The 20,134-nt window shown below is 46.0% G+C and carries 18 protein-coding genes; 10 read left to right on the top strand and 8 right to left on the bottom strand.

Annotated elements, in window-relative coordinates; genetic code table 11:
* Positions 1–158 precede the first annotated feature (158 nt).
* Positions 159–1,694 (bottom strand): YifB family Mg chelatase-like AAA ATPase, encoded by a 1,536-nt coding sequence (locus GJU82_RS15075; RefSeq protein ID WP_153632906.1) that lies wholly within the window; start codon positions 1,692–1,694, stop codon positions 159–161.
* A 210-nt stretch (positions 1,695–1,904) separates the two neighbouring features.
* On the opposite strand from GJU82_RS15075, the gene GJU82_RS15070 reads away from it, so the two are divergent.
* The 5 genes from GJU82_RS15070 to GJU82_RS15050 are packed head-to-tail and all read left to right on the top strand — an operon-like array spanning position 1,905 to position 6,963.
* Positions 1,905–2,207, top strand: coding sequence for a hypothetical protein (locus tag GJU82_RS15070; RefSeq protein WP_153632905.1), 303 nt, complete (start codon positions 1,905–1,907; stop codon positions 2,205–2,207).
* 14 nt (positions 2,208–2,221) lie between these two features.
* Positions 2,222–4,105, top strand: a complete 1,884-nt coding sequence (mutL, locus tag GJU82_RS15065; protein WP_153632904.1) for a DNA mismatch repair endonuclease MutL — start codon at positions 2,222–2,224, stop codon at positions 4,103–4,105.
* A 54-nt stretch (positions 4,106–4,159) separates the two neighbouring features.
* Positions 4,160–4,978 carry a rhomboid family intramembrane serine protease gene (locus GJU82_RS15060; protein WP_153632903.1) on the top strand — a complete coding sequence of 273 codons (819 nt, stop codon included), beginning with the start codon at positions 4,160–4,162 and terminating at the stop codon, positions 4,976–4,978.
* A gap of 6 nt (positions 4,979–4,984) precedes the next feature.
* On the top strand, positions 4,985–5,863 hold the full coding sequence (locus GJU82_RS15055; protein ID WP_153632902.1) for a rhomboid family intramembrane serine protease: 879 nt from the start codon (positions 4,985–4,987) through the stop codon (positions 5,861–5,863).
* 14 nt (positions 5,864–5,877) lie between these two features.
* Positions 5,878–6,963 (top strand): endonuclease/exonuclease/phosphatase family protein, encoded by a 1,086-nt coding sequence (locus GJU82_RS15050; protein ID WP_153632901.1) that lies wholly within the window; start codon positions 5,878–5,880, stop codon positions 6,961–6,963.
* Here GJU82_RS15050 and GJU82_RS15045 read toward each other — a convergent pair.
* The 4 genes from GJU82_RS15045 to GJU82_RS15030 form a co-directional block, all read right to left on the bottom strand.
* Positions 6,955–7,887 carry a DUF58 domain-containing protein gene (locus tag GJU82_RS15045; RefSeq protein ID WP_228488720.1) on the bottom strand — a complete coding sequence of 311 codons (933 nt, stop codon included), beginning with the start codon at positions 7,885–7,887 and terminating at the stop codon, positions 6,955–6,957. The two genes, GJU82_RS15050 and GJU82_RS15045, sit on opposite strands and share 9 nt — an antisense overlap.
* Positions 7,888–7,952: 65 nt before the next feature.
* Positions 7,953–8,270: a thioredoxin gene (gene trxA, locus GJU82_RS15040; protein ID WP_153632900.1), complete on the bottom strand. Its 318-nt coding sequence runs from the start codon at positions 8,268–8,270 to the stop codon at positions 7,953–7,955.
* Positions 8,271–8,324: 54 nt separating this feature from the next.
* Positions 8,325–11,957, bottom strand: coding sequence for a DNA polymerase III subunit alpha (gene dnaE / locus GJU82_RS15035; RefSeq protein ID WP_153632899.1), 3,633 nt, complete (start codon positions 11,955–11,957; stop codon positions 8,325–8,327).
* 250 nt (positions 11,958–12,207) lie between these two features.
* Positions 12,208–12,897, bottom strand: coding sequence for a hypothetical protein (locus GJU82_RS15030; RefSeq protein WP_153632898.1), 690 nt, complete (start codon positions 12,895–12,897; stop codon positions 12,208–12,210).
* A gap of 232 nt (positions 12,898–13,129) precedes the next feature.
* Between GJU82_RS15030 and GJU82_RS15025 the strand changes: the two genes are divergently transcribed.
* From GJU82_RS15025 to GJU82_RS15015, 3 genes are all read left to right on the top strand, one after another.
* The gene (locus tag GJU82_RS15025; protein WP_153632897.1) at positions 13,130–13,699 is read left to right on the top strand and encodes a 30S ribosomal protein S16; all 570 of its coding nucleotides are present in this window, start codon (positions 13,130–13,132) and stop codon (positions 13,697–13,699) included.
* Positions 13,700–13,813: 114 nt separating this feature from the next.
* Positions 13,814–14,356, top strand: coding sequence for a ribosome maturation factor RimM (locus GJU82_RS15020; protein WP_153632896.1), 543 nt, complete (start codon positions 13,814–13,816; stop codon positions 14,354–14,356).
* A gap of 218 nt (positions 14,357–14,574) precedes the next feature.
* Complete coding sequence (locus GJU82_RS15015; RefSeq protein WP_153632895.1) at positions 14,575–15,285, top strand: head GIN domain-containing protein; 711 nt, start codon at positions 14,575–14,577, stop codon at positions 15,283–15,285.
* A 346-nt stretch (positions 15,286–15,631) separates the two neighbouring features.
* Here the strand turns inward: GJU82_RS15015 and GJU82_RS15010 are convergent, their stop codons facing one another.
* Positions 15,632–16,210 (bottom strand): L-threonylcarbamoyladenylate synthase, encoded by a 579-nt coding sequence (locus GJU82_RS15010; protein WP_228488719.1) that lies wholly within the window; start codon positions 16,208–16,210, stop codon positions 15,632–15,634.
* Positions 16,211–16,224: 14 nt separating this feature from the next.
* Positions 16,225–17,043: a 2,3,4,5-tetrahydropyridine-2,6-dicarboxylate N-succinyltransferase gene (locus GJU82_RS15005; RefSeq protein ID WP_153632894.1), complete on the bottom strand. Its 819-nt coding sequence runs from the start codon at positions 17,041–17,043 to the stop codon at positions 16,225–16,227.
* Between the two features lie 200 nt (positions 17,044–17,243).
* Here GJU82_RS15005 and GJU82_RS15000 point away from each other — a divergent pair, with 200 nt between their 5' ends.
* Together GJU82_RS15000 and GJU82_RS14995 are read left to right on the top strand one after the other, a co-directional pair.
* A complete protein-coding gene (locus tag GJU82_RS15000; protein ID WP_153632893.1) occupies positions 17,244–18,062 on the top strand; it encodes a carboxypeptidase-like regulatory domain-containing protein in 819 nt (272 codons plus the stop codon).
* Positions 18,063–18,136: 74 nt separating this feature from the next.
* On the top strand, positions 18,137–19,081 hold the full coding sequence (locus GJU82_RS14995) for a pyridoxal-phosphate dependent enzyme (RefSeq protein ID WP_153632892.1): 945 nt from the start codon (positions 18,137–18,139) through the stop codon (positions 19,079–19,081).
* Here the strand turns inward: GJU82_RS14995 and GJU82_RS14990 are convergent.
* Positions 19,078–20,130, bottom strand: a complete 1,053-nt coding sequence (locus GJU82_RS14990; protein ID WP_153632891.1) for a PorP/SprF family type IX secretion system membrane protein — start codon at positions 20,128–20,130, stop codon at positions 19,078–19,080. The two genes, GJU82_RS14995 and GJU82_RS14990, sit on opposite strands and share 4 nt — an antisense overlap.
* Between the last annotated feature and the right edge of the window lie 4 nt (positions 20,131–20,134).

Genomic DNA, 20,134 nt, shown 5'->3' with positions numbered 1-20,134 from the left:
TTGAAACCATAAATAAAACGCCGGATCTGAAACCGGGCTTTTATTTATCAATTCAAATTCTCCTTACCGTTAATAAGTTGATTAAAGGATACTGCATTTGATTTAACTAACCTAAAATCTGAATAGTTGCAAGCCTGTAGGGGCTCAATAAATTGCGGTCACGTTCCCCAGTTTTCCTTATCGAGACTGCGATACTGGATGGCTTCCCCCAAATGATCGGCCTGAATCTTTTCAGAACCTTCCAGATCGGCAATGGTGCGTGAAACCTTTAAAATCCGGTCGTAAGCACGGGCCGAAAGTCCCATCTTTTCCATGGCATTTTTCAGCAACTGGTTGCCGGCTTCATCCGGATTGCAGTATTTACGGAGCATACGCGAACTCATTTGCGCATTGGCATGTATTTCGGTTCCCCGGAAACGTTCCGCCTGAATATTCCGTGCCCGTATCACCCGTTCACGTATTTTTTCGCTGGGCTCGCCGGCCCGCAGTTCTGAAAGCTTATTGAAAGGAACCGGAACCACTTCCAGATGAATATCAATCCGGTCGAGCAACGGCCCGGAAATCCGGTTCAGGTATTTTTGTACCATGCCGGGCGCACAGACGCAAGGACGGGTAGGATGATTGTAATATCCACATGGACATGGGTTCATGGAAGCCACCAGCATAAAGCTTGCGGGATATTCTACCGCAAACCGCGCCCTCGAAATGCTGATGACCCGATCTTCCAGTGGCTGCCGCATCACTTCCAACACTGCCCGTTTAAATTCCGGCAATTCATCAAGAAAAAGGACGCCGTTATGCGCCAGAGATATTTCGCCGGGCTGCGGGAAAGTACCTCCGCCAACGAGTGCCACATCAGATATGGTATGGTGTGGTGACCGAAATGGCCGCTGGGTCATCAACGAAGTTTCCGTGTCAATCTTCCCGGCAACGGAATGTATCTTGGTCGTTTCGAGCGCTTCTTTCAGGGTAAATGGTGGCAGTATTGTCGGAATTCGTTTGGCGAGCATGGTCTTACCGGCGCCGGGAGGGCCTATCATCAGGAGATTATGACTGCCGGCCGCAGCTATCTCCAATGCCCTCTTTACATTTTCCTGCCCTTTCACATCGGAGAAATCAAAATCGCTGTGATTAATGTTGGCAAAAAACTCATCGCGGGTATTCACAACCGTCTCTTCCAATGTTCCATTACCATTGAAAAAAGCAATTACCTCACTGATGTTTTCTACGCCATAAACTTTCAGATCGTCGACGACAGCCGCTTCACGGGCATTCTCTTTGGGAACGATGAATCCCTGAAAGCCTTCTTCACGCGCTTTGATGGCAATCGGAAGAATCCCTTTCGCCGGTTGTAAGCCGCCATCAAGCGAAAGCTCTCCAATCATGACATAATGTTCCAGCTCTGCATCGTTGATCTGATTAGACGCAGCCAATATTCCCATGGCAATGGGCAAATCATAAGCAGAGCCTTCCTTCCGGATATCGGCCGGGGCCATATTTATTACTATCTTCTTGCCCGGAACCTGAAATCCGTTAATGCGTAAGGCTGATTCTATGCGTTGCTGACTTTCTTTTACGGCATTATCGGGGAGGCCAACCAGGAAAAAACGAAGGCCAATGGTAACATCTGTTTCGATGGTAATCGTAGTGGCATCAATTCCGTGAACGGCACTGCCATAAGTTTTCACTAGCATGACTCGGTTGTTTTTAGGTCTTGTCCTGCTTAAGTTACTACTTTTTGTTAACTATTTTGTAAAACAGTTCCATTTTTCTTTCGCCGGTTCACCTGATTATTCCCCTTGGATTAAGCTATTTTATTGGTTCTTGGGCAAACAGCCCCGCCATGTCATGACAGAACGAAAATTACCGTTATCTTTGTATTTTGAACCAAAAATTATGTGGTTATGGGAATGAAGTTCTTCCATGTGCCCCGGAGCAAAGATTTTTATATGCCATACCGTTTCTACGATCCACGCAAGGAGGAAATGGCAGACAGGGAAGCTCGTATCAAGGCAGAACTGGGCATTAAGGAGGAAGGGGGCCAAGACAAAGTTACACCGGGGACCTACAAAACGTCGATAAAGGGATCATTCAGGCAAGGCCTCAGCCGGGGCCTGTATGCCCGGCAACAGCGACGTAAATCCAATATCCGGGTGATTGTTATATTAGTCCTTCTGGCCTTACTGGCCTTTTATATGTTGAAATAACAAACTGATTATTAGTGTCAGACATTATCCAGCTCTTACCCGACTCGGTGGCAAATCAAATTGCTGCCGGAGAGGTTATCCAACGTCCTGCATCTGTTGTTAAGGAATTGGTGGAAAATGCAATTGATGCAGGCGCCAATCAAATAAAAATAAATCTGAAAGATGCCGGTCGCACCTTGATCCAGGTAACCGACAACGGGAAAGGTATGTCTCCGAGCGACGCAAGGCTGGCCTTCGAACGTCATGCCACGTCGAAAATCAAATCGGCGTCCGACCTGTTTTCCATCCGAACAATGGGATTCAGGGGCGAAGCGCTGGCTTCCATTGCCGCTGTCGCCGATGTGACGTTACGAACCAAACAGGAAGGCGATGAGCTGGGAACGCGATTGCACATCGTAGGGTCGGAAGTAAAATCGCAGGAAGCAGACAATTGTCCTGAAGGTTCCAACTTCGCTATCAAAAACCTTTTTTTCAATGTCCCGGCCAGGCGTAAATTTCTGAAAGCGAACAGTACCGAGCTGAAACACATCATCACCGAGGTACAGCGCGTGGCATTGGCCAACCCGGAACTGAGTTTTTCCCTTATCCACAACGATTCTATTATTTACGATTTACCATCCGAAAATCAGCGCAAGCGAATTGTTAATATTTTCGGCAAAAATATTAACCAGCGTCTCGTGCCTGTGCAAACGGACACGACCATCATCCGCATCTCCGGTTATATCGGACAGCCCCGGTTTGCCCGGAAAACCTTAGGGGAACAATTCTTTTTTGTGAATGGCCGGTTTATTCGCCATCCTTACTATCACAAGGCCGTGCTACAAGCGTATGAAAAAATACTGCCACCCGAAACCGTTCCGGCTTACTTTCTTTACTTCGAAGTCGATCCGGACACCATCGACATCAACATTCACCCCACCAAAACCGAGGTGAAATTTGAAGATGAACGGTCGGCCTGGCATATTATTCATGCCTGCGTTCGCGAAGCGCTGGGGAAATTCAGTGTTATGCCATCCATCGAATTCGATCAGGCCGGCGCTATCGATATTCCCATTGCACCAACCCCCGGGACCGTTATCCCTGAGCCTGGAATTCAGGTAAATCCGGCATACAACCCATTTGAAGAAGAAAAGAAAGCCCCGGTTAACCCATTTCAACAAACTCCAAACTGGACGAAGGATCCGAATCTGAAAAGTTGGGATAAACTTTACCAGGGATTTGAACGCGCCAACGATATTCCGGATAAAGACGGGGAAATTTTCTCAGATGAGGCGGAAGAAGTAAGTAAACAACCGTCTCAGCAAAGCTTTAACGAAGAGACCGAAAAAGGGCAGCGTAACCACAACTTTCTTCAGATAAAAAACAAATACATCATTTCGCCTGTTAAATCAGGCCTGATGGTCATTGACCAGCGGAGAGCTCACGAGCGGGTGTTGTTTGAGCATTTCATGGCAGTGTTGGAGAAAAATCCGGGCATTAGTCAGCGACAACTTTTCCCGCCAAGGCTTGAATTGCATGCTGCCGATGCCGAAGTACTCGACAGTATCCTGGACGAACTGAAAAAGCTGGGGTTTGAAATCCGCAAAGCGGACGAACAAGCTTTCTTTGTAGAGGGTGTCCCCAGCATGCTTAGTCACCTGGATGCACGTGAATTGGTGGAGAAATTGCTGGAAGACGTGAAAAACCGGCCGGTCGATGTGAAAGAAGAAATTAAGACAAATCTGGCACAGGCACTGGCACGGGCTTCGGCCATCAATTATGGTTCAGTATTAAAAACAGAAGAGATAAGCGAATTATTCGACAACCTATTCGCATGTAAAACACCCAACTACTCCCCTACCGGGAAGAAGATCATTACCATTATTTCGTTGGGGGAATTCGAAAAATTGTTGAAATAAAGTAACAGTTTACCCTACAGGAATGGTTATTTTTAACACTTCAAAGCAGTACTTATGACACAGTTCAGACCGCCTTCATATAACGCAATTCCCCCAGTGGTGAAAAACCTCATTATGCTGAACGTGCTGATGTTGGTTGCCACCTGGGCGCTGAAAAGTTTTGGCATTGACCTGACCGAAAAGCTGGCTCTTTATTATCCCGCGTCGCCGCATTTTCAGCCATACCAGTTTGTAACGCACATGTTTATGCATGGTGGTTTTATGCACCTGTTCTTTAATATGTTCGCCCTTTATATGTTCGGACGGGTACTGGAAATGGTTTGGGGGCCTAAGCGCTTCCTGATTTTCTATTTCGTTACCGGACTGGGTGCTGCCGCATTTTATACGCTGGTTAACTACATCGAACTCTCATCGCTGAGGGATTCTGTAGCAGCGTTTATCAATACGCCTTCGCCGGAGCTTCTTTCCACATTCGTGAAAGAACACCTGAAGAATGCCAGTCCGTGGGTTTACGATCTCATCAACAACTGGATGGATGCCCCCAATAATCCGGCATACATCAACCAGGGAACCGAACTGGTACAGCGAATACTCGAGATGAAAATGAATATCCCGGTAGTTGGAGCGTCCGGGGCCATTTTCGGGGTTTTGCTGGCATTCGGGATGTTGTTCCCCAATACTCAATTGATGCTGTTATTTCCGCCAATCCCAATTAAAGCCAAGTATTTTGTGATTGGTTATGGTGTAATTGAGTTATTTTTAGGTGTCAGAAACCCGGGGAGCGATGTGGCACATTTTGCACATCTGGGTGGTATGATTTTTGGTTTTATCCTGATTAAATTCTGGAATCGGAATTCCAACAGTTTTTATTGATAAAAGATGGGAATTTTAGAGGAAATAAAATTATCGTTTAAACACGGCTCATATTTAACGCGGCTGATTTATCTGAACGTTGGTGTTTGGGTGATCGTCCGCCTGATTTATGTTATCCTGTTTTTGTCAGGAGCACAAAATACGCCGCTGCTGAGTTGGCTTTCATTGCCTTCCTCATTCGCCGTATTTCTGACCCGCCCGTGGACGATCATTACTTATATGTTCCTCCATTTCCAATTCTTACATATTCTCTTTAATATTTTATGGCTCTATTGGTTCGGGCGTATTTTTCTCGAATATCACAACCAGCGAAAACTTCTCGGATTATACCTGATTGGTGGAGTTGCCGGTGGTTTGGTATACATGCTGGCCTACAATTTCCTTCCCCCTTTCCAGGGAAAACCGTCTGAACTGCTGGGTGCGTCAGCTGCTGTTATTGCTATTGTAGTAGCCATTTCTGTTTATGTGCCCAATCACGTTATCCATCTGATGTTTATCGGGCCGGTAAAAATCAAATGGATTGCTGTCGTTTCTATTATCATGTACATTATTGGCCTTGGCGGAAACAATGCCGGCGGCGACTTTGCCCATCTTGGCGGAGCACTGTGGGGCTGGTTTTACATGTCGCAACTAATTAAAGGGCGTGACATTACGCGAGGCTTTGAACGAGTCATGGATGCAGTCTTTACCTGGTTCAAACCCCGAAAAAAACTGCGGGTAGAACATCGTGGTGAGGCTGTTAACATTGACTACGAGTACAACCATAAGAAGAAGGAAAAACAGGAGTACATCAATGAAATCCTGGAAAAAATCGGTAAGTCGGGTTACGACAGCCTGACAAAAGAGGAAAAGGAAACACTATTCCGAATGGGAAATAAAAAATAACCAAAAGAGCTACCTTGAAGAGCTTCATTCTCAAAATAGCATTCTTTCTCAACATCATCTTTGCCCTGGCGTTAGGCGTATCTTATCTCTCGGTGCATATTCCGCCCGACAGGTTCTGGTATCCCGCGTTCCCGGGGATGGCTTATCCATACCTGCTCCTCGTCAACATCATTTTCATATTCTTCTGGCTTTGCTTCAAACTGCGCCGCATCTGGCTTTCCCTGCTGGTATTCATCCTGGGGATCAATCATTTCAACGATTATTTTCAACTTCTTCCCGAAAAGGAATTTAAAGGAAATGGCTATAAGATACTAAGTTACAATGTTCATCACTTCACCTACGACCTGGGTAAAAAGAAGAGTAACTCACCGGAATTATTGGCGTTTCTAAAAGCTGAAGCCCCTGATATCATTTGTCTGCAAGAGGCCCGTTTGTTAAAACGGGGAAAACTAAGCCCGGCTTCCATTTGTGGCCTTATTCCATCAATTCATTATTACCAATTGGCGCATACCACAACTTATGCCGGTCCGCTGACTTTTTCGCGTTTTCCTATTGTCAGCCTTGGAGAAATCCGGTTTAAGAACTCTTACAACATGGTCCTTTTCTCGGATGTTGTCTTTCCGGGAAATGATACGGTGAGGGTCTATAACTGTCACTTACAATCCAACCGTATCCATCCGGATGAGTATGGAGTCGTTGATTCGCTGGCAGCCGGAAATGACCCCAAACTCAAAGAGACCAGGCTCGTTTTAGGAAAATTGAAAAGAGCATTTGTTGTCAGGGCGAACCAAGCCCGGATTTTATCGGCCCATATTAAAAAGTCACCTCATCCGGTTATTGTTTGCGGCGACTTTAATGACACACCCGTTTCGTTCGCCTACCGGGAAGTAAGAGGAAAATTAAAAGATGCTTTCGTTGAATCGGGTTTCGGAACCGGCAATTCCTACAATGGCCAGCTGCCTTCGTTCCGGATCGATTACATTTTACACAGCAGCCTGTTTGAAGCACATAACTTTAAACGAATAAAAGTCGGGTATTCCGATCACTACCCGGTGACGACTACCTTGACTGTTCGGGATAGCGCTTCCGAATCAGAATAACTTTTTACGCTTGACCAGGTAAGACCACAAAACATCGTGAAAATCTTCACGAATATCCGCCTCAACCAAATCAATATTAAATTGCCCACATCTCAGCTTCAACTCGGTGAAGGCCTTTTCCTGTGCGTCCCGGTACATTTTTCGGTAATCCGCCGGGTTCATATTGACATGTTCGCCGGTTTCGATGTCGACAAAGCGATGGGGACGGTTGCTGTAACCCAGCCCTTTCTCCAGCCGATGATCAGTCACATGAAAGAGGATAACTTCGTGTTTGTTATAACGCAAATGCTGCAATGCCTGAAAAAGCCCTTCAGGTTCTGAGCCGGAAATCATATCGCTAAAAATGATGACCAGCGAACGCTTCGGCATACTCTCGGCCAGCCGGTGTAACACATCGGCCGCCCGCGTTCCATGATTGATTTCCGGGGAACCGTTATGTATTAATTCAGCCAGCTTACCGTAAATCATTTCGGAATGAACAGATGACAAACGTGCTTCGCTGTGAAAATTCAGTTCTTCATCGAATAACGAGAGGCCGATGGCATCCCGCTGGCGCCGCATCAGATACGTAAGTGCTGCCGCGCTGTACACCGAAAAGGCCAGCTTACTCTTCAGCACTTCCTTTCCTCTTCTCCGGTAGGGAAACAACATCGACGAACTGGTATCGACCACCAGCTGGCAACGAAGGTTCGTCTCTTCTTCGTATTGCTTAACAAATAGGCGCTCCGTCCGCGCATAGAGCTTCCAATCGATGTGCTTGGTCGGTTCGCCGGTATTGTAAAGCCGATGTTCGGCAAACTCTACCGAGAAACCATGAAACGGACTCCGGTGCAAACCGGTAATGAACCCCTCCACGACTTCGCGGGCAATCAGTTCCAGGTTATCGAACTGCTGAAAGGCTTCTATGTCAAACAGATTTTTCAACGGAAGTGCAATAAAAAAGGCATAAGAAAGAAATCTTATGCCTTATAATTATACTCAAAATTTTCTTACAAGAGAGCATCTAATTTCGAAGAAAGAATTGTTTTCGGTACTGCCCCAACCTGCTTGTCTGCAACATCTCCACCTTTAAAGAAAAGGATGGTAGGAATATTGCGGATGCCAAATTTAGCCGCCGTCCCGGGATTGCTGTCCACATCCATTTTGGTAACGACCACTTTCCCTTCATAATCATGGGCCAACTCTTCCACCAGTGGACCGACCATACGGCACGGACCACACCATTCGGCCCAGAAATCGACTAATACAGGTTTGTCTGACTGCAATACAACCTCCTCGAAATTAGCATCAGTAACTTCAATTGCCATGTCAATATTTTTTATAGTTATTAGAATTTTCTTTGGAACGCCCAAAGTTACAAATTAATTAATTGCAAACGCAATATCCGGATTATTTTGAAAATACTCCACCAACTCATCTGTCAGTTCAATACGTTTGTTCCGTGAAAACATCTGAACACGGATATTGTTTTTCACATCGAAAACAGCAAATTTCAATAGGGTATTGCCACTATTTCCATTGAGGCGTTCACCCAACTCTTGAATGAATTCATTAGTAACCGTTTCCGAAGGAATCTCCAGGATTACACTTTGCACCTGACTGCGCAGTTCGCTCAACAAGTCAATCTTGTTTACCTTAAATTCCCAGTCGTTGCTATCGCGCCACCTGGGTTGAACTTTTCCTTTTACCAGAAGGAACAATCCCTGACGGCAAAATTTCCCAAAGTTAACGTAGTCGTTACCAAAGAAATATATCTTATGCGATTCGCTGTAGTCCGTCAGGGTCATCGTCGAGAACGGCTTTCCGTTTTTCGAAATGCCTTCGTGTGCTTCGGTCACCATTCCGGCAAACGTTAAATCGCGGTTGCGGAAAGCATCGATATTTTCTTTCAGCTGAGCTAAATTGATTCCTTTGGTACAGAAACTCTCGATCTCCAGTTTATAATCGTCAAGCGGATGGGCCGACAAATAAATTCCAATTAAGTTTTTCTCTTTATCGAGTAAAACGATGCGTGGCCATTCCGGAACATTCGGAACATCGGGCCTTTTCACCTCAACCGCATTCTCACCGCCAAACAGTGAGGCCATCGCATTTTGCTTCTCACCCTGCATCCGGCTTCCATACCGGACCAGCGCCTCGATAAACGAAACACCTTCGCTGTTTTCGGCAAAAAACTGTGCCCGTTTCATTCCGCCTAGATTATCGAATGCGCCGGCCATGGCTAATGATTCCATGTTTTTCTTGTTAACGGTTTGCAAATTCACCCGTTCAACGAAATCAAAAATATCGGTAAACTCACCGTTTTCTTCCCGTTCACGGATAATTTCATCGACAGCGCCATTTCCTACACCTTTTATCGCTGCCATTCCGAAACGCAGATCCCCTTTTTTGTTCACAAAAAACTTGGCCCTCGATTCGTTCACATCGGGCCCAAGAACAGGCAGCCCCATGTGGTTCGATTCATCCATGAAAATGGAAATCTTATCGGCATTAGACAGGTTCCGACTTAACACGGCAGCCATAAACTCGGCCGGGTAATGTGCTTTGAGATAACCTGTTTGATAAGCTATGTAAGCATAACAAACCGAGTGTGACTTGTTGAAAGCATACGAAGCAAATGCTTCCCAGTCTTTCCAGATTTTATCAATCAGGACTTCCGGTTTCTTGCCTAATTCCTTACATCCTTCTATAAACTTTTCGTTGCTGAGGCAACCATCATGGAATTTCACCTTCAGTTTGGCCATCAGGTCGAACTTTTTCTTACCCATGGCTTTCCGCAACGTATCCGATTCGCCACGGGTGAACTGTCCCAGCGCACGTGACTGCAACATCACCTGCTCCTGGAAGACCGTAATACCGTACGTATCGTTCAGGAAAGGTTCCATCATGGGATGGTCGTACACAATCTCTTCGTAACCGTGTTTCCGGTTAACAAAATTGGGAATGTACTCCATTGGTCCCGGACGGTACAACGCATTCATCGCAACCAAATCTTCAAAACGGTTTGGTTTCAGCTTACGCAGCCATTTTTTCATCCCTGGCGACTCAAACTGGAAGATGGCGGTTGTATCACCTCGTCCGAACAATTCGAAGGTTTCCTGATCGTCGGGTGGCAATTGGTCGATATCAATCTCAATGCCCCGGGAAAGCTTAATATTATCGAGACACTCCTTGATGATCGACAAGGTTTTCAATCCCAGGAAGTCCATCTTCAGCAATCCGATGGCTTCGACAAATCGCCCGTCATACTGGGTGGTAAGCAGCTCCTCCTCTTTGGTAGGCATCACCGGCAGATGCTGGTCTAATGGATTTTTACCAATAAGGACACCACAGGCATGTACACCCGTTTGCCTTACCGAGCCTTCCAACGTTTCGGCTAACCGGAGCGTCTTCGCAACCAACAGGTTCTCCGACTGTTTCTCCATCTCCAGTTGCGGATTCTCCTTGTAGGCTTTTTGCAACGTCATCTTGGGCGCTTCGGGCACCATCTTCGCCAACCGGTCGGCTTCCGGCAGGGGAAGTTTCAGTACCCGGGCCACATCGCGCAGAGCCAGTTTGGCAGCCATGGTTCCAAAGGTACAGATGTGCGCCACCTTATCGTGACCATACTTCCTGGTTACCCAATCCAAAACCAACTGCCGGCCATCATCATCAAAGTCGATATCAATATCAGGCATCGACACACGGTCGGGATTCAGGAAACGTTCGAACAGCAAATCGTACTTAATCGGGTCAACGTTGGTAATCCCCGTACAATAAGCTACGACTGAGCCCGCTGCCGAACCACGTCCGGGACCAACAATTACGCCCATTTCACGTGCCGCGTTAATAAAGTCCTGTACGATAAGGAAATATCCCGGGAAACCCATTGTCTTAATGGTTTCCAACTCAAAGTCGATACGTTCTTTATTATCGCCCGAAAATGCTTTGCCATAACGCCATTCAGCTCCTTTATAAACTAAATGTTTTAAATAATCCGCTTCGAATTTCACGCGGATTACTTTATCATAGCCTCCCATTCGATCGTAAGCTTCACCAAATTCCTCTTTTAACGCCTTCTCACCAAACTTGTCCCGAAACTCTTCAAGCGTACCAAAGCTTTCCGGTATCGGGAATTCCGGCATAATCGGGCTTGAATCGAGATCGAAAAATTCGACCTTGTCAACAATTTCCTGTGTGTTGGCCAAAGCTTCCGGCACATCAGAAAACAATTCATTCATCTCGACCGTGGTTTTGAACCACTCCTGCCGGGTATAGCGCATCCGGTTGGGATCGTCAATGTCTTTACCCGTATTCAGGCAAATCAGCAAATCATGCGCTTCAGCGTCTTCTTCATTAATAAAGTGTACGTCGTTGGCGGCAATCAATTTAACATTGTTCTTTTGCGCTAAATCCATCAGCACCTCATTCACCATCACCTGCTTGTCGTACACATCCATCTTCATCTGCGGGTCATCGGTACGATGACGTTGAAGCTCCAGGTAATAATCGTTGCCAAATACGCTTTTATACCATTCGATGGCTTTTTCAGCACCGGAAATATCGCCCCGCATGATAAGCTGAGGTATCTCGCCCCCCAAACAAGCAGATGAAACAATAATCCCCTCGTGGTACTTTTCCAACATCGACTTATCAATTCGGGGCTTGTAATACATCCCACGTATATTGGCAATCGAAACCAGTTTCAACAAATTTCGGTAGCCTTTCTCGTTCTTGGCCAGCAAAATCAGGTGATTTCCCGAACGGTCAACTTTATCCGACTTGTCATCAAGGCTTCGGGCAGCGACATACGTTTCACAGCCGAGTATCGGTTTTAATCCTTTTGCCTTACAGGTTTCATGAAACTCTTTCACCCCAAACATGGAGCCATGGTCGGTCAGGGCAACTGCCTTCATGCCATCATTTTTGGCTTTTTCGACCAAACCGGGTACACTGGCGGCCCCATCCAAAATGGAATACTGACTGTGGACGTGTAAATGGGTAAATGGGATCATATGGTATATTTTTCGTTTCTCTGCTCAATACGTTCCCCTGCCGGAATAGGTTTCCGGGAGGCTGCTTTTTTCATCACTAATGATAGAACATTGACATCGGCAAATGAACTTTACTTTTCAACACCCTGCCTGGAATATGGTTTTGCAGGGCCCCAAAATTACATCAACAATTCAACAAAGGGAATAACCGTGCCAAAAAAAGGGAGAGCCGCCTGGCCCTCCTTTCCCGCATATAATATTAACCTGCTATTTAATTAACGGAAACATTCCGGCTTGCGGTGGAAATTGTCTGAATATTGGTATATGCAGATGTTTCAAATTTCAAGGCAATAACTTCAAAGCGAAGGGTACCCGGAAGGTAATTACTGTATTTAGATGTAGAAATCGTCAATTCCACTGTATCTTTAGATGTACCTGCAGCAAAAGGTTGAATTCCATCAATCACATTATCCCCACTATAAATCTTTAGCTGGTAACCGTCAGCATCAGCTACTTTATCCCATTTCAGATAAACCTGACTCTGATCCGCCTGGTATTCAGCCGTGATGATATGTGGTGGATACAGGAAGTCTGATGTCAAATCGTTCGTATCGGTGGCTGTCATCCCATCACTAAAGCTGATGGAGAAAGTATAGGTCCCCGCAACCGGAATAGTCGAAGTCATCAACGAATCAGGCGTTTGCTTATAGAACGAATAACTGCTTCCCTGGTAGCTGTCAAGCGGGACCGTCTGTCCGTCGGGCGTTTGCACCTCCACGCTGGCTGCCTGTGCCAGCGTAATTAATGAATACACAATTCCGTGAACCGTATCGTTGTTATATACCGTGGTATGCGAAAATACATCAATAGTAGTAGTATAATCCGGGCTGGATTGTTTGTTACATGACACTAACCCAGTCAGTATCAGTCCTACACCTAGTAACACGTGCAATTTTTTCATAAATATTTATTTAATTTTACTGTTATATCCTTGAATAAGATGAGATTTGGTAAAAAACGTTGCATTAAAATTACTCTTTTTATCAGAGATTCTGCCCAAATGGCCCCTGAACCTGACTTCAAATTCATTCTAATCTAATCATTTAAAATCCACAGGACGGGTATTTCAGAATTAAAATATTGTTGTAACTTTGCCGAGCATTTAAAATTTTCAAATATTAATGTAATTTCTTATGCCAGTAAAGATTCGTTTAGCAAGGCATGGTCGTAAGAGACATGCTTACTACCACATTGTGGTAGCAAATAGCAGGGCGCCACGGGATGGTCGATACATCGAAAGGATTGGTTCTTACAATCCAAATACAAATCCTGCTACCATTGAGCTTGATTTTGACAAAGCTCTGGACTGGCTACAAAAAGGCGCCCAACCAACTGATACGGCACGTGCGATTCTTTCGTACCGCGGTGTATTGATGAAAAAACACCTCCTGGAAGGTGCGAAAAAGGGTGCTTTCGACGAAGCAGAAGCTGAAAAACGTTTTGAGGCATGGATGGCGGAGAAAGAATCCAAAATCCAGGCTAAAGTTACCCGGTTAGCTGCTGAATCTGACGAAGTATACAAAGCAAGGCTGGAAGCTGAAGCAAAAGTTAATGAGGCCCGTGCTGCTGAGATCGCCAAGCGCAATGCAGACCTGGCTGCCAAAGCTGAAGCCGCCAACACTGAAGAAACTGCAGAGGAAGCACCTGAAGAAGCAGAAGAAACAGCTGCCGACAACAGTACCGAAGAGAACACTGAAGCATAACGTGTTCACTCCTTTGCCCCGGCTTCGACGTTGGGGAAAAGAAATACAAAGCGATGGCCTTATAAGGACGTCGCTTTTTTTGTAACTTATCCATACATCTAACTGGTCGGACCAATGATGAGGGCTATCATTAAAGACGATTGTACACCAATTGGCTATTTGCAAAAAACACATGGACTCGACGGAAGTTTTTCCATGCATTTTGAAGAACAGCTTGATTTAACGCTGGAAGAAGCGGAATATCTCTTCCTGGAAATTGACGGAGGGTTGGTTCCTTTCTTTATCAGCGACGAAGGTTTTCGCTTTCGTGGCAATGACGGGGCCATCATCCGTTTCGATGAAATTGAATCACAGGGACAGGCCCGGGAATTTACCGGGTGCCCTGTTTGGATATTCACCGACGAAATTATTGAACCGGAGGAAGACAATACCCCGCCCTTGCTGATAGGTTATGATGTAGTCGACCAAAAACACGGCCTGCTTGGCAAAGTAACAAACGTCGATGATTATTCAGGAAACCTGGTTATTACCGTTATCTTCCGCGAAAACGAAGTGTTGATTCCTCTTTCCGAGGATGTGCTTACAGAGATGGATGAAACCAACCGCCAATTAAAACTCATTTGTCCGGACGGCCTGATTGAACTCTATCTCGAATAATTCATATTTTTTTCAACAGGTGTGCAACTTTAGCCAGATTTTAACGTCAATATTTATATAACCAAAAAAGGAAGATCAAATGAAACGAACATGAACTTTTTTAATCAAAAGTTCGCCAAAGGCAATGATTAAAAAAAGTTCATGTGAGAGCGAAGCGGTTCCATCCGTTCTCAAATTTAGAATTAAATTATGTACCATACATTATAAATTTTAAACGTATGAAATCAAAGATTTTTTCGCTTATGGTTGTTCTGGCTTTTGCCTGGAACTTTAGCGCCAAAGCACAGGAAACGGATAAACGCACGCTACCGCCTTTTACGGAAATATCACTAAGAATCAACGGTGATATCCATCTTACGCAGGGTGATGGCCAATCAGTGGAAATTAAGGCCAAATCTTCCACCATTAATAAACTCATTACCGAAGTGAAAGACCGTAAACTGGTGATCCGATTCAGCGCCACCGATTCGTGGTTCAAAAACTGGAACCCCGGCAAAGTGGATATTTTCATTACGATCCCGCAGATCGACGCACTCTCAGTTTCCGGTTCCGGATCCATTCTTTCGGACGATGAAATTAGTTCGCGTATTCTGGATCTGGCTGTCAGTGGCAGCGGCGATATCAGACTGACTGACTTAAGTACGGAAAAAGTATCTGCTGCCATCTCCGGCTCCGGTGATATTTACCTGGAAGGTAGCGACACGGCCGATGCTCTTGATGCGGCTATTTCCGGTTCGGGCGACATCAAAGCTTCCGGGTTGAAAGCAAAGAATGTGAACGTGAAAATCTCCGGTTCGGGCGACTGCGATGTTTATGCTGTCGATCAACTCAAGGTTAGAGTTATCGGTTCCGGAACGGTCCGTTATGATGGAAATCCGCAAATTGACTCCAATGTTAGCGGTTCCGGCGGATTTAAGAAAAGACATTAAAGCAAGCAACGAGCAAATGTGCGTGGGCTGTCCAACTCTCAGGGAAGCCATTCACAAATGTGCGTGGGCTGTCTAACTCTCAGGGAAGCCATTCACAAATGTGCGTGGGCTGTCTAACTCTCAGGGAAGCCATTCACAAACGTGCGTGGGCCGTCCAACTCCCGGGGGAAGCCATTCACAAACGTGCGTGGGCTGTCCAACTCCCAGGGAGGCCATTCACAAACGTGCGTGGGCCGTCCAATTCCCGGGAAAGCCGTGCACGAATGTGCGTAGTTCATTCTAAACACGGAGAAGCACCAAAAGAGACTATTGTACAAGCTCTTTTGGTGCTTCTCCGTGTTATTTCCTATTTCCGCAATATCTGAATTTCACCGTTCACTCCCAACTTAATGATGCCGGAAGGTAATGCAGGGGTCCGATCGTCCTGCCGGTACCGGACTACATAATCTACCCCATCAATGATTTCCCGGCTTATTTCATCGAAGAATGCCGGTGCGGGTTCACTACTGATATTCGCCGAAGTAGAGACAATCGGCCTGCGGAAGCGCTGTATTAATTGCTGCGTAAACGGCTCACCCGAAATACGGATACCAATACTACCATCTTCTGCAATAAGATTACCAGCCAGGTTTTTGGCCCCGGGATAAACAATGGTCAGCGGTTTATCTGCCACATCAACTAATTCCCAGGCTACTTCCGGAACCTCCCCGATGTATGAATTCAGCAAATTGGGATTCTCCATCAGCACCAACATACTCCTGGAGTTTTCCCGTTTTTTCAATTGGTAAATCCGGGCAACTGCCTCAGCGTTGGCCGCATCGCAGCCTATTCCCCAAATGGTATCAGTCGGATAGAGAATAATACCCCCCTTCTTTAATACCTCAACAGCTTGTCTAATATCTTCCCGAAAATCGGATTCCATCATTTTAAATTTATCAATTAAACAGAAACACCATACTCCCGAAGAGCATCGTTGAGTGATGTTTTCAAGTCGGTAGAAGGCTTACGTTTCCCGATGATCAATGCACAGGGAACGCCGTATTCCCCGGCAGGGAATTTTTTCATCCGGGTACCCGGAATAACTACTGAATTGGCCGGAATATAACCTTTGTATTCCACTTCCCCTTCTCCTGTCACATCGTAAATTTTGGTCGACCTGGTGAGCACAACGTTTGCACCGAGGACTGCCCCCTCCTCCACATGCACGCCTTCAACTACGATACAACGGGAACCAACGAAACAATTATCTTCGATTATAACGGGCCTCGCTCCAACGGGCTCCAGCACGCCGCCAATACCGACACCTCCGGAAAGGTGAACGTTAGAACCGATCTGCGCACAACTACCAACCGTTGCCCAGGTATCAACCATGGTATTACTGCCGACCCATGCACCAATGTTCACATACGATGGCATTAGGATAACTCCCTTTGAAAGGAACGCGCCATAACGGGCCACAGCGTGCGGGACAACCCGAACACCCAATTCCTTGTAATTTTTCTTGGTCGCAATTTTGTCGTGAAACTCCAGCGGCCCAACTTCAATGGTTTCCATTCCCTGGATCGGGAAATAGAGAATCACCGCTTTTTTCACCCACTGGTTTACTGTCCATTCGCTGCCGTTTTTCACGGCTACCCGAACTTTGCCTTTATCGAGCATCTCAATTACTTCACGGATGCAACTTTGCGTATCTTCATTTTGCAGAAGGGAACGATCTTCCCAGGCTGCTTCGATCGTTTCAATGTATTTATCCCACATAATATTCGGTTTTAAGTCACAAAAATACATATTCCGGTCCCGTAAAAAAACCAACTTCCCGGACGATTTGGTTTTGGCAACTTTCAAATCGTAACCAACGTTTTGTATCTTGTCGGCATCTATTGGTTGTAACCAATTTGATGTACCATATTCCTACCACCGCAAAAAGCTGTGTTTGGGACTTATGACAAAGCCATATTATGCACAAGGCAAGATCAAGTTATCATACTGAAAATCCATACACACGAACGTTGCAACGATTCATTTTGTTCTTTGCATTGGCATTGATTTCTATCATACAAGCCAATGCACAACCCTATTTCCCGGAAGACATGATCGAGGTTTCCGGGAAATTAATTGATACAGAAACAGGCGATATTGTGCCGTATGCACACATCGTCAACCAGCGGGTCCATGGGGGAACTATTTCTGACAAGGAGGGCGTTTTCTCGGTTCAGGCCGATCCGGCCGACACCCTTACGGTGAATGCAATGGGATTCAAAACCATGAAAATCATTGTAGCCGATTATCTCAAAAAGAACAAGACGATCGTCATTTATAAAATGGCCCCCATCAGGTACCTGGTTGGCGAAGTGAAAGTAACCGGTAAGAACAAGAAACTGGACCTGTACGGTGTTCCGCAAGGGAATGAATCAAAAGTGCCGGTAGAGTTACGAAGCGATGATTTTAATAAAAAGCCCCACTGGACTTCGGCCATTTTTTCGCCACTCTCTTTCCTTCACTATAAACTGAATAAACACGAGAAGAGCAAGCGAAAAGCAATGGCGGCTATTATCACCGAATCGCAGTGGGACAAATTTAAGCTGGTGTACAACAAAGATATCTTACACCGGATAACCGGCCTGGAAGGTGACACGCTTGACGATTTCATGATTTACTGTAACATCCACATGAATTTGTATTACAGCGCCACCAGCCTCGAAGTTGACCAGCGGGTACGGGAACTATTCAAACAATACGAGGCCGATAAGATGCCCGGCGGCTCCATCACGAATTAATTTGTGAAGTTTGCCTTAAAGTCGTTTTGGTAACCGGAATGGATTCCTATTTTTATTAAAAAATCCGTTCACCTATGATTCTTCCAACTTTTAACGATGTAAAGGAGGCGCATCAGCGCATTCGGCCTTACATTCACCGCACACCTGTACTCACCAGCCAAAGCGTCAATCATCTGCTTGGCGCAGAATTATTTTTCAAATGTGAGAATTTCCAGAAGGTAGGCGCCTTCAAGTTTAGGGGCGCCTGTAATGCTGTTTTTTCCCTTACGGAAAAAGAAGCATCAAAAGGTGTCGGAACACATTCATCGGGAAATCATGCTGCAGCGGTAGCACTGGCTTCACGCTTGCGCGGAATTCAAGCCCGGATTGTGATGCCGGTAACAGCCCCCGACATCAAGAAAAAAGCGGTGGCAGGTTACGGGGCCGAAATCACCTATTGTGCGCCTACGCTCGAAGCACGGGAAACAATGCTCCGACAACTCATCGACAAACATGGTATTACCGAAATTCATCCGTACAATAATTTCTTTGTGATTTCCGGACAGGGAACGGCTGCCAAAGAGTTGATTGAAGATGTTGGGGATTTGGATATCATGATGACACCCGTTGGCGGTGGCGGATTGCTGTCCGGGACGGCCCTTTCCGCGAAAGCGTTGTTACCCAATTGCCGGATTATTGCTGCCGAACCGGCCGGCGCCGACGATGCCTGTCGTTCCTTTCATGCCGGACACATTATACCTTCTACCCAACCTAAAACCATCGCCGACGGATTGTTAACGTCGCTGGGCGAAATGAATTTTGCGATTATCCAACATTCAGTTGACGACATTGTAACTGTTTCAGAAGAGGCTATCATCAAAGCCATGCGGATGATATGGGAACGAATGAAAATCATTATCGAACCATCGTCCGCTGTTCCGGTGGCAGCATTACTGGAAAAGAAAATTCAGCCGAAAGGACAAAAAATTGGGATCATTCTTTCGGGCGGAAATGTCGATTTAGGGAACCTGCCTTTTTAATAGATTTTCAGGTTACGCGGTTGTTCCTTGTCGAAATGCAGACCAGCCCGCTTGGTAAAACAGTCGAGATACTGCGCACCACAGCCGAAAATATCGCCAAATTCAATGATAATGGAGACTTCATGGGCCCCACCACCAAAGCCGGCCAAATCGGAGGTTTGGATGTCGTAACTATAACCAAAACGAAATGAACCGGTCACCAGCGCCGCACTCAACACAATGGCATCGTTGTCGAGGTAGTGCGCCCCCAGGCCCTCGTTTTTAAAAACCGGAATGCCACGCCACCATACCCCCAGTTCAAGCGCCCTGCTGTACCAGTAAGCACCAAAATCGAGCTGATTGAAATTATGCTGACGTTCATAGCGGTAGCAAAGCGCTGCCCGCCTGGGTTCTTCAATGCGGCCCACTCGTTCTTTCCAGAGGTTCATACCACCAAAGACCACCATTTTCATAGGCGTTTTGGCCTGTTCATCCAAAAAGGAATAACTGGGCTGCATCATGTGTTCCACCGTTGTCCCAATCCAGTATTTCCTTGAATAAAGAAAAAGTGAGGTATTAAAATCGAGGTAATTTGCCTTCGTATCCGCCAAATAAGCATCGCCACTCGACTGCCCGCCATTTACCAATCCATCAGGAAAAATCAGCTTGTTCCTGTTCAAACTTAATTGTCCCAACGTAAATTGAAGTCCGGGAATGAATTGGAGGTTTTCCCCCAATTGCACACGATACGAGTATTGCAAGCCAAGATTGGTAGTATTGTAATCGGCAGAGCCGGCCTGATCGGTTACCATGATGGCGCCAAACCCACTGTGAAATTTATTCACATACATGTCGGCGGCAACAGCATAAGTATGGTACGCCTGCGAAATGCCCGGCCACTGGTTACGATAGTTGGTTACCAAACGCACTCCCCCGGTCGATCCGGCCAGTGACGGGCTCATGAAAGTCGGCGCTGCATAGAACTGAGAAAAATGCGGATCCTGTGCATATGACTTTGTTCCAAACAGAAACACCTGCAGCAGCAATATGAATGTAAAACGTTTTATCATGCTT

This window comes from Prolixibacter sp. SD074, from assembly GCF_009617895.1.
Classification (GTDB): domain Bacteria; phylum Bacteroidota; class Bacteroidia; order Bacteroidales; family Prolixibacteraceae; genus Prolixibacter.
Note: the sequence above shows the minus strand (reverse complement) of the source record. Positions and strands in the feature narration are given on the sequence as shown.

What these genes read in the sequence shown, in the direction of transcription:
- GJU82_RS15075 (WP_153632906.1), bottom strand. Translation starts at nt 1,694, where the DNA reads ATGCTAGTGAAAACTTATGGCAGTGCCGTTCACGGAATTGATGCCACT.
- GJU82_RS15070 (WP_153632905.1), top strand. Translation starts at nt 1,905, where the DNA reads ATGGGAATGAAGTTCTTCCATGTGCCCCGGAGCAAAGATTTTTATATG.
- GJU82_RS15060 (WP_153632903.1), top strand. Translation starts at nt 4,160, where the DNA reads ATGACACAGTTCAGACCGCCTTCATATAACGCAATTCCCCCAGTGGTG.
- GJU82_RS15055 (WP_153632902.1), top strand. Translation starts at nt 4,985, where the DNA reads ATGGGAATTTTAGAGGAAATAAAATTATCGTTTAAACACGGCTCATAT.
- trxA (WP_153632900.1), bottom strand. Translation starts at nt 8,270, where the DNA reads ATGGCAATTGAAGTTACTGATGCTAATTTCGAGGAGGTTGTATTGCAG.
- dnaE (WP_153632899.1), bottom strand. Translation starts at nt 11,957, where the DNA reads ATGATCCCATTTACCCATTTACACGTCCACAGTCAGTATTCCATTTTG.
- GJU82_RS15030 (WP_153632898.1), bottom strand. Translation starts at nt 12,897, where the DNA reads ATGAAAAAATTGCACGTGTTACTAGGTGTAGGACTGATACTGACTGGG.
- GJU82_RS15025 (WP_153632897.1), top strand. Translation starts at nt 13,130, where the DNA reads ATGCCAGTAAAGATTCGTTTAGCAAGGCATGGTCGTAAGAGACATGCT.
- GJU82_RS15020 (WP_153632896.1), top strand. Translation starts at nt 13,814, where the DNA reads ATGATGAGGGCTATCATTAAAGACGATTGTACACCAATTGGCTATTTG.
- GJU82_RS15015 (WP_153632895.1), top strand. Translation starts at nt 14,575, where the DNA reads ATGAAATCAAAGATTTTTTCGCTTATGGTTGTTCTGGCTTTTGCCTGG.
- GJU82_RS15010 (WP_228488719.1), bottom strand. Translation starts at nt 16,210, where the DNA reads ATGATGGAATCCGATTTTCGGGAAGATATTAGACAAGCTGTTGAGGTA.
- GJU82_RS15005 (WP_153632894.1), bottom strand. Translation starts at nt 17,043, where the DNA reads ATGTGGGATAAATACATTGAAACGATCGAAGCAGCCTGGGAAGATCGT.
- GJU82_RS15000 (WP_153632893.1), top strand. Translation starts at nt 17,244, where the DNA reads ATGCACAAGGCAAGATCAAGTTATCATACTGAAAATCCATACACACGA.
- GJU82_RS14995 (WP_153632892.1), top strand. Translation starts at nt 18,137, where the DNA reads ATGATTCTTCCAACTTTTAACGATGTAAAGGAGGCGCATCAGCGCATT.
- GJU82_RS14990 (WP_153632891.1), bottom strand. Translation starts at nt 20,130, where the DNA reads ATGATAAAACGTTTTACATTCATATTGCTGCTGCAGGTGTTTCTGTTT.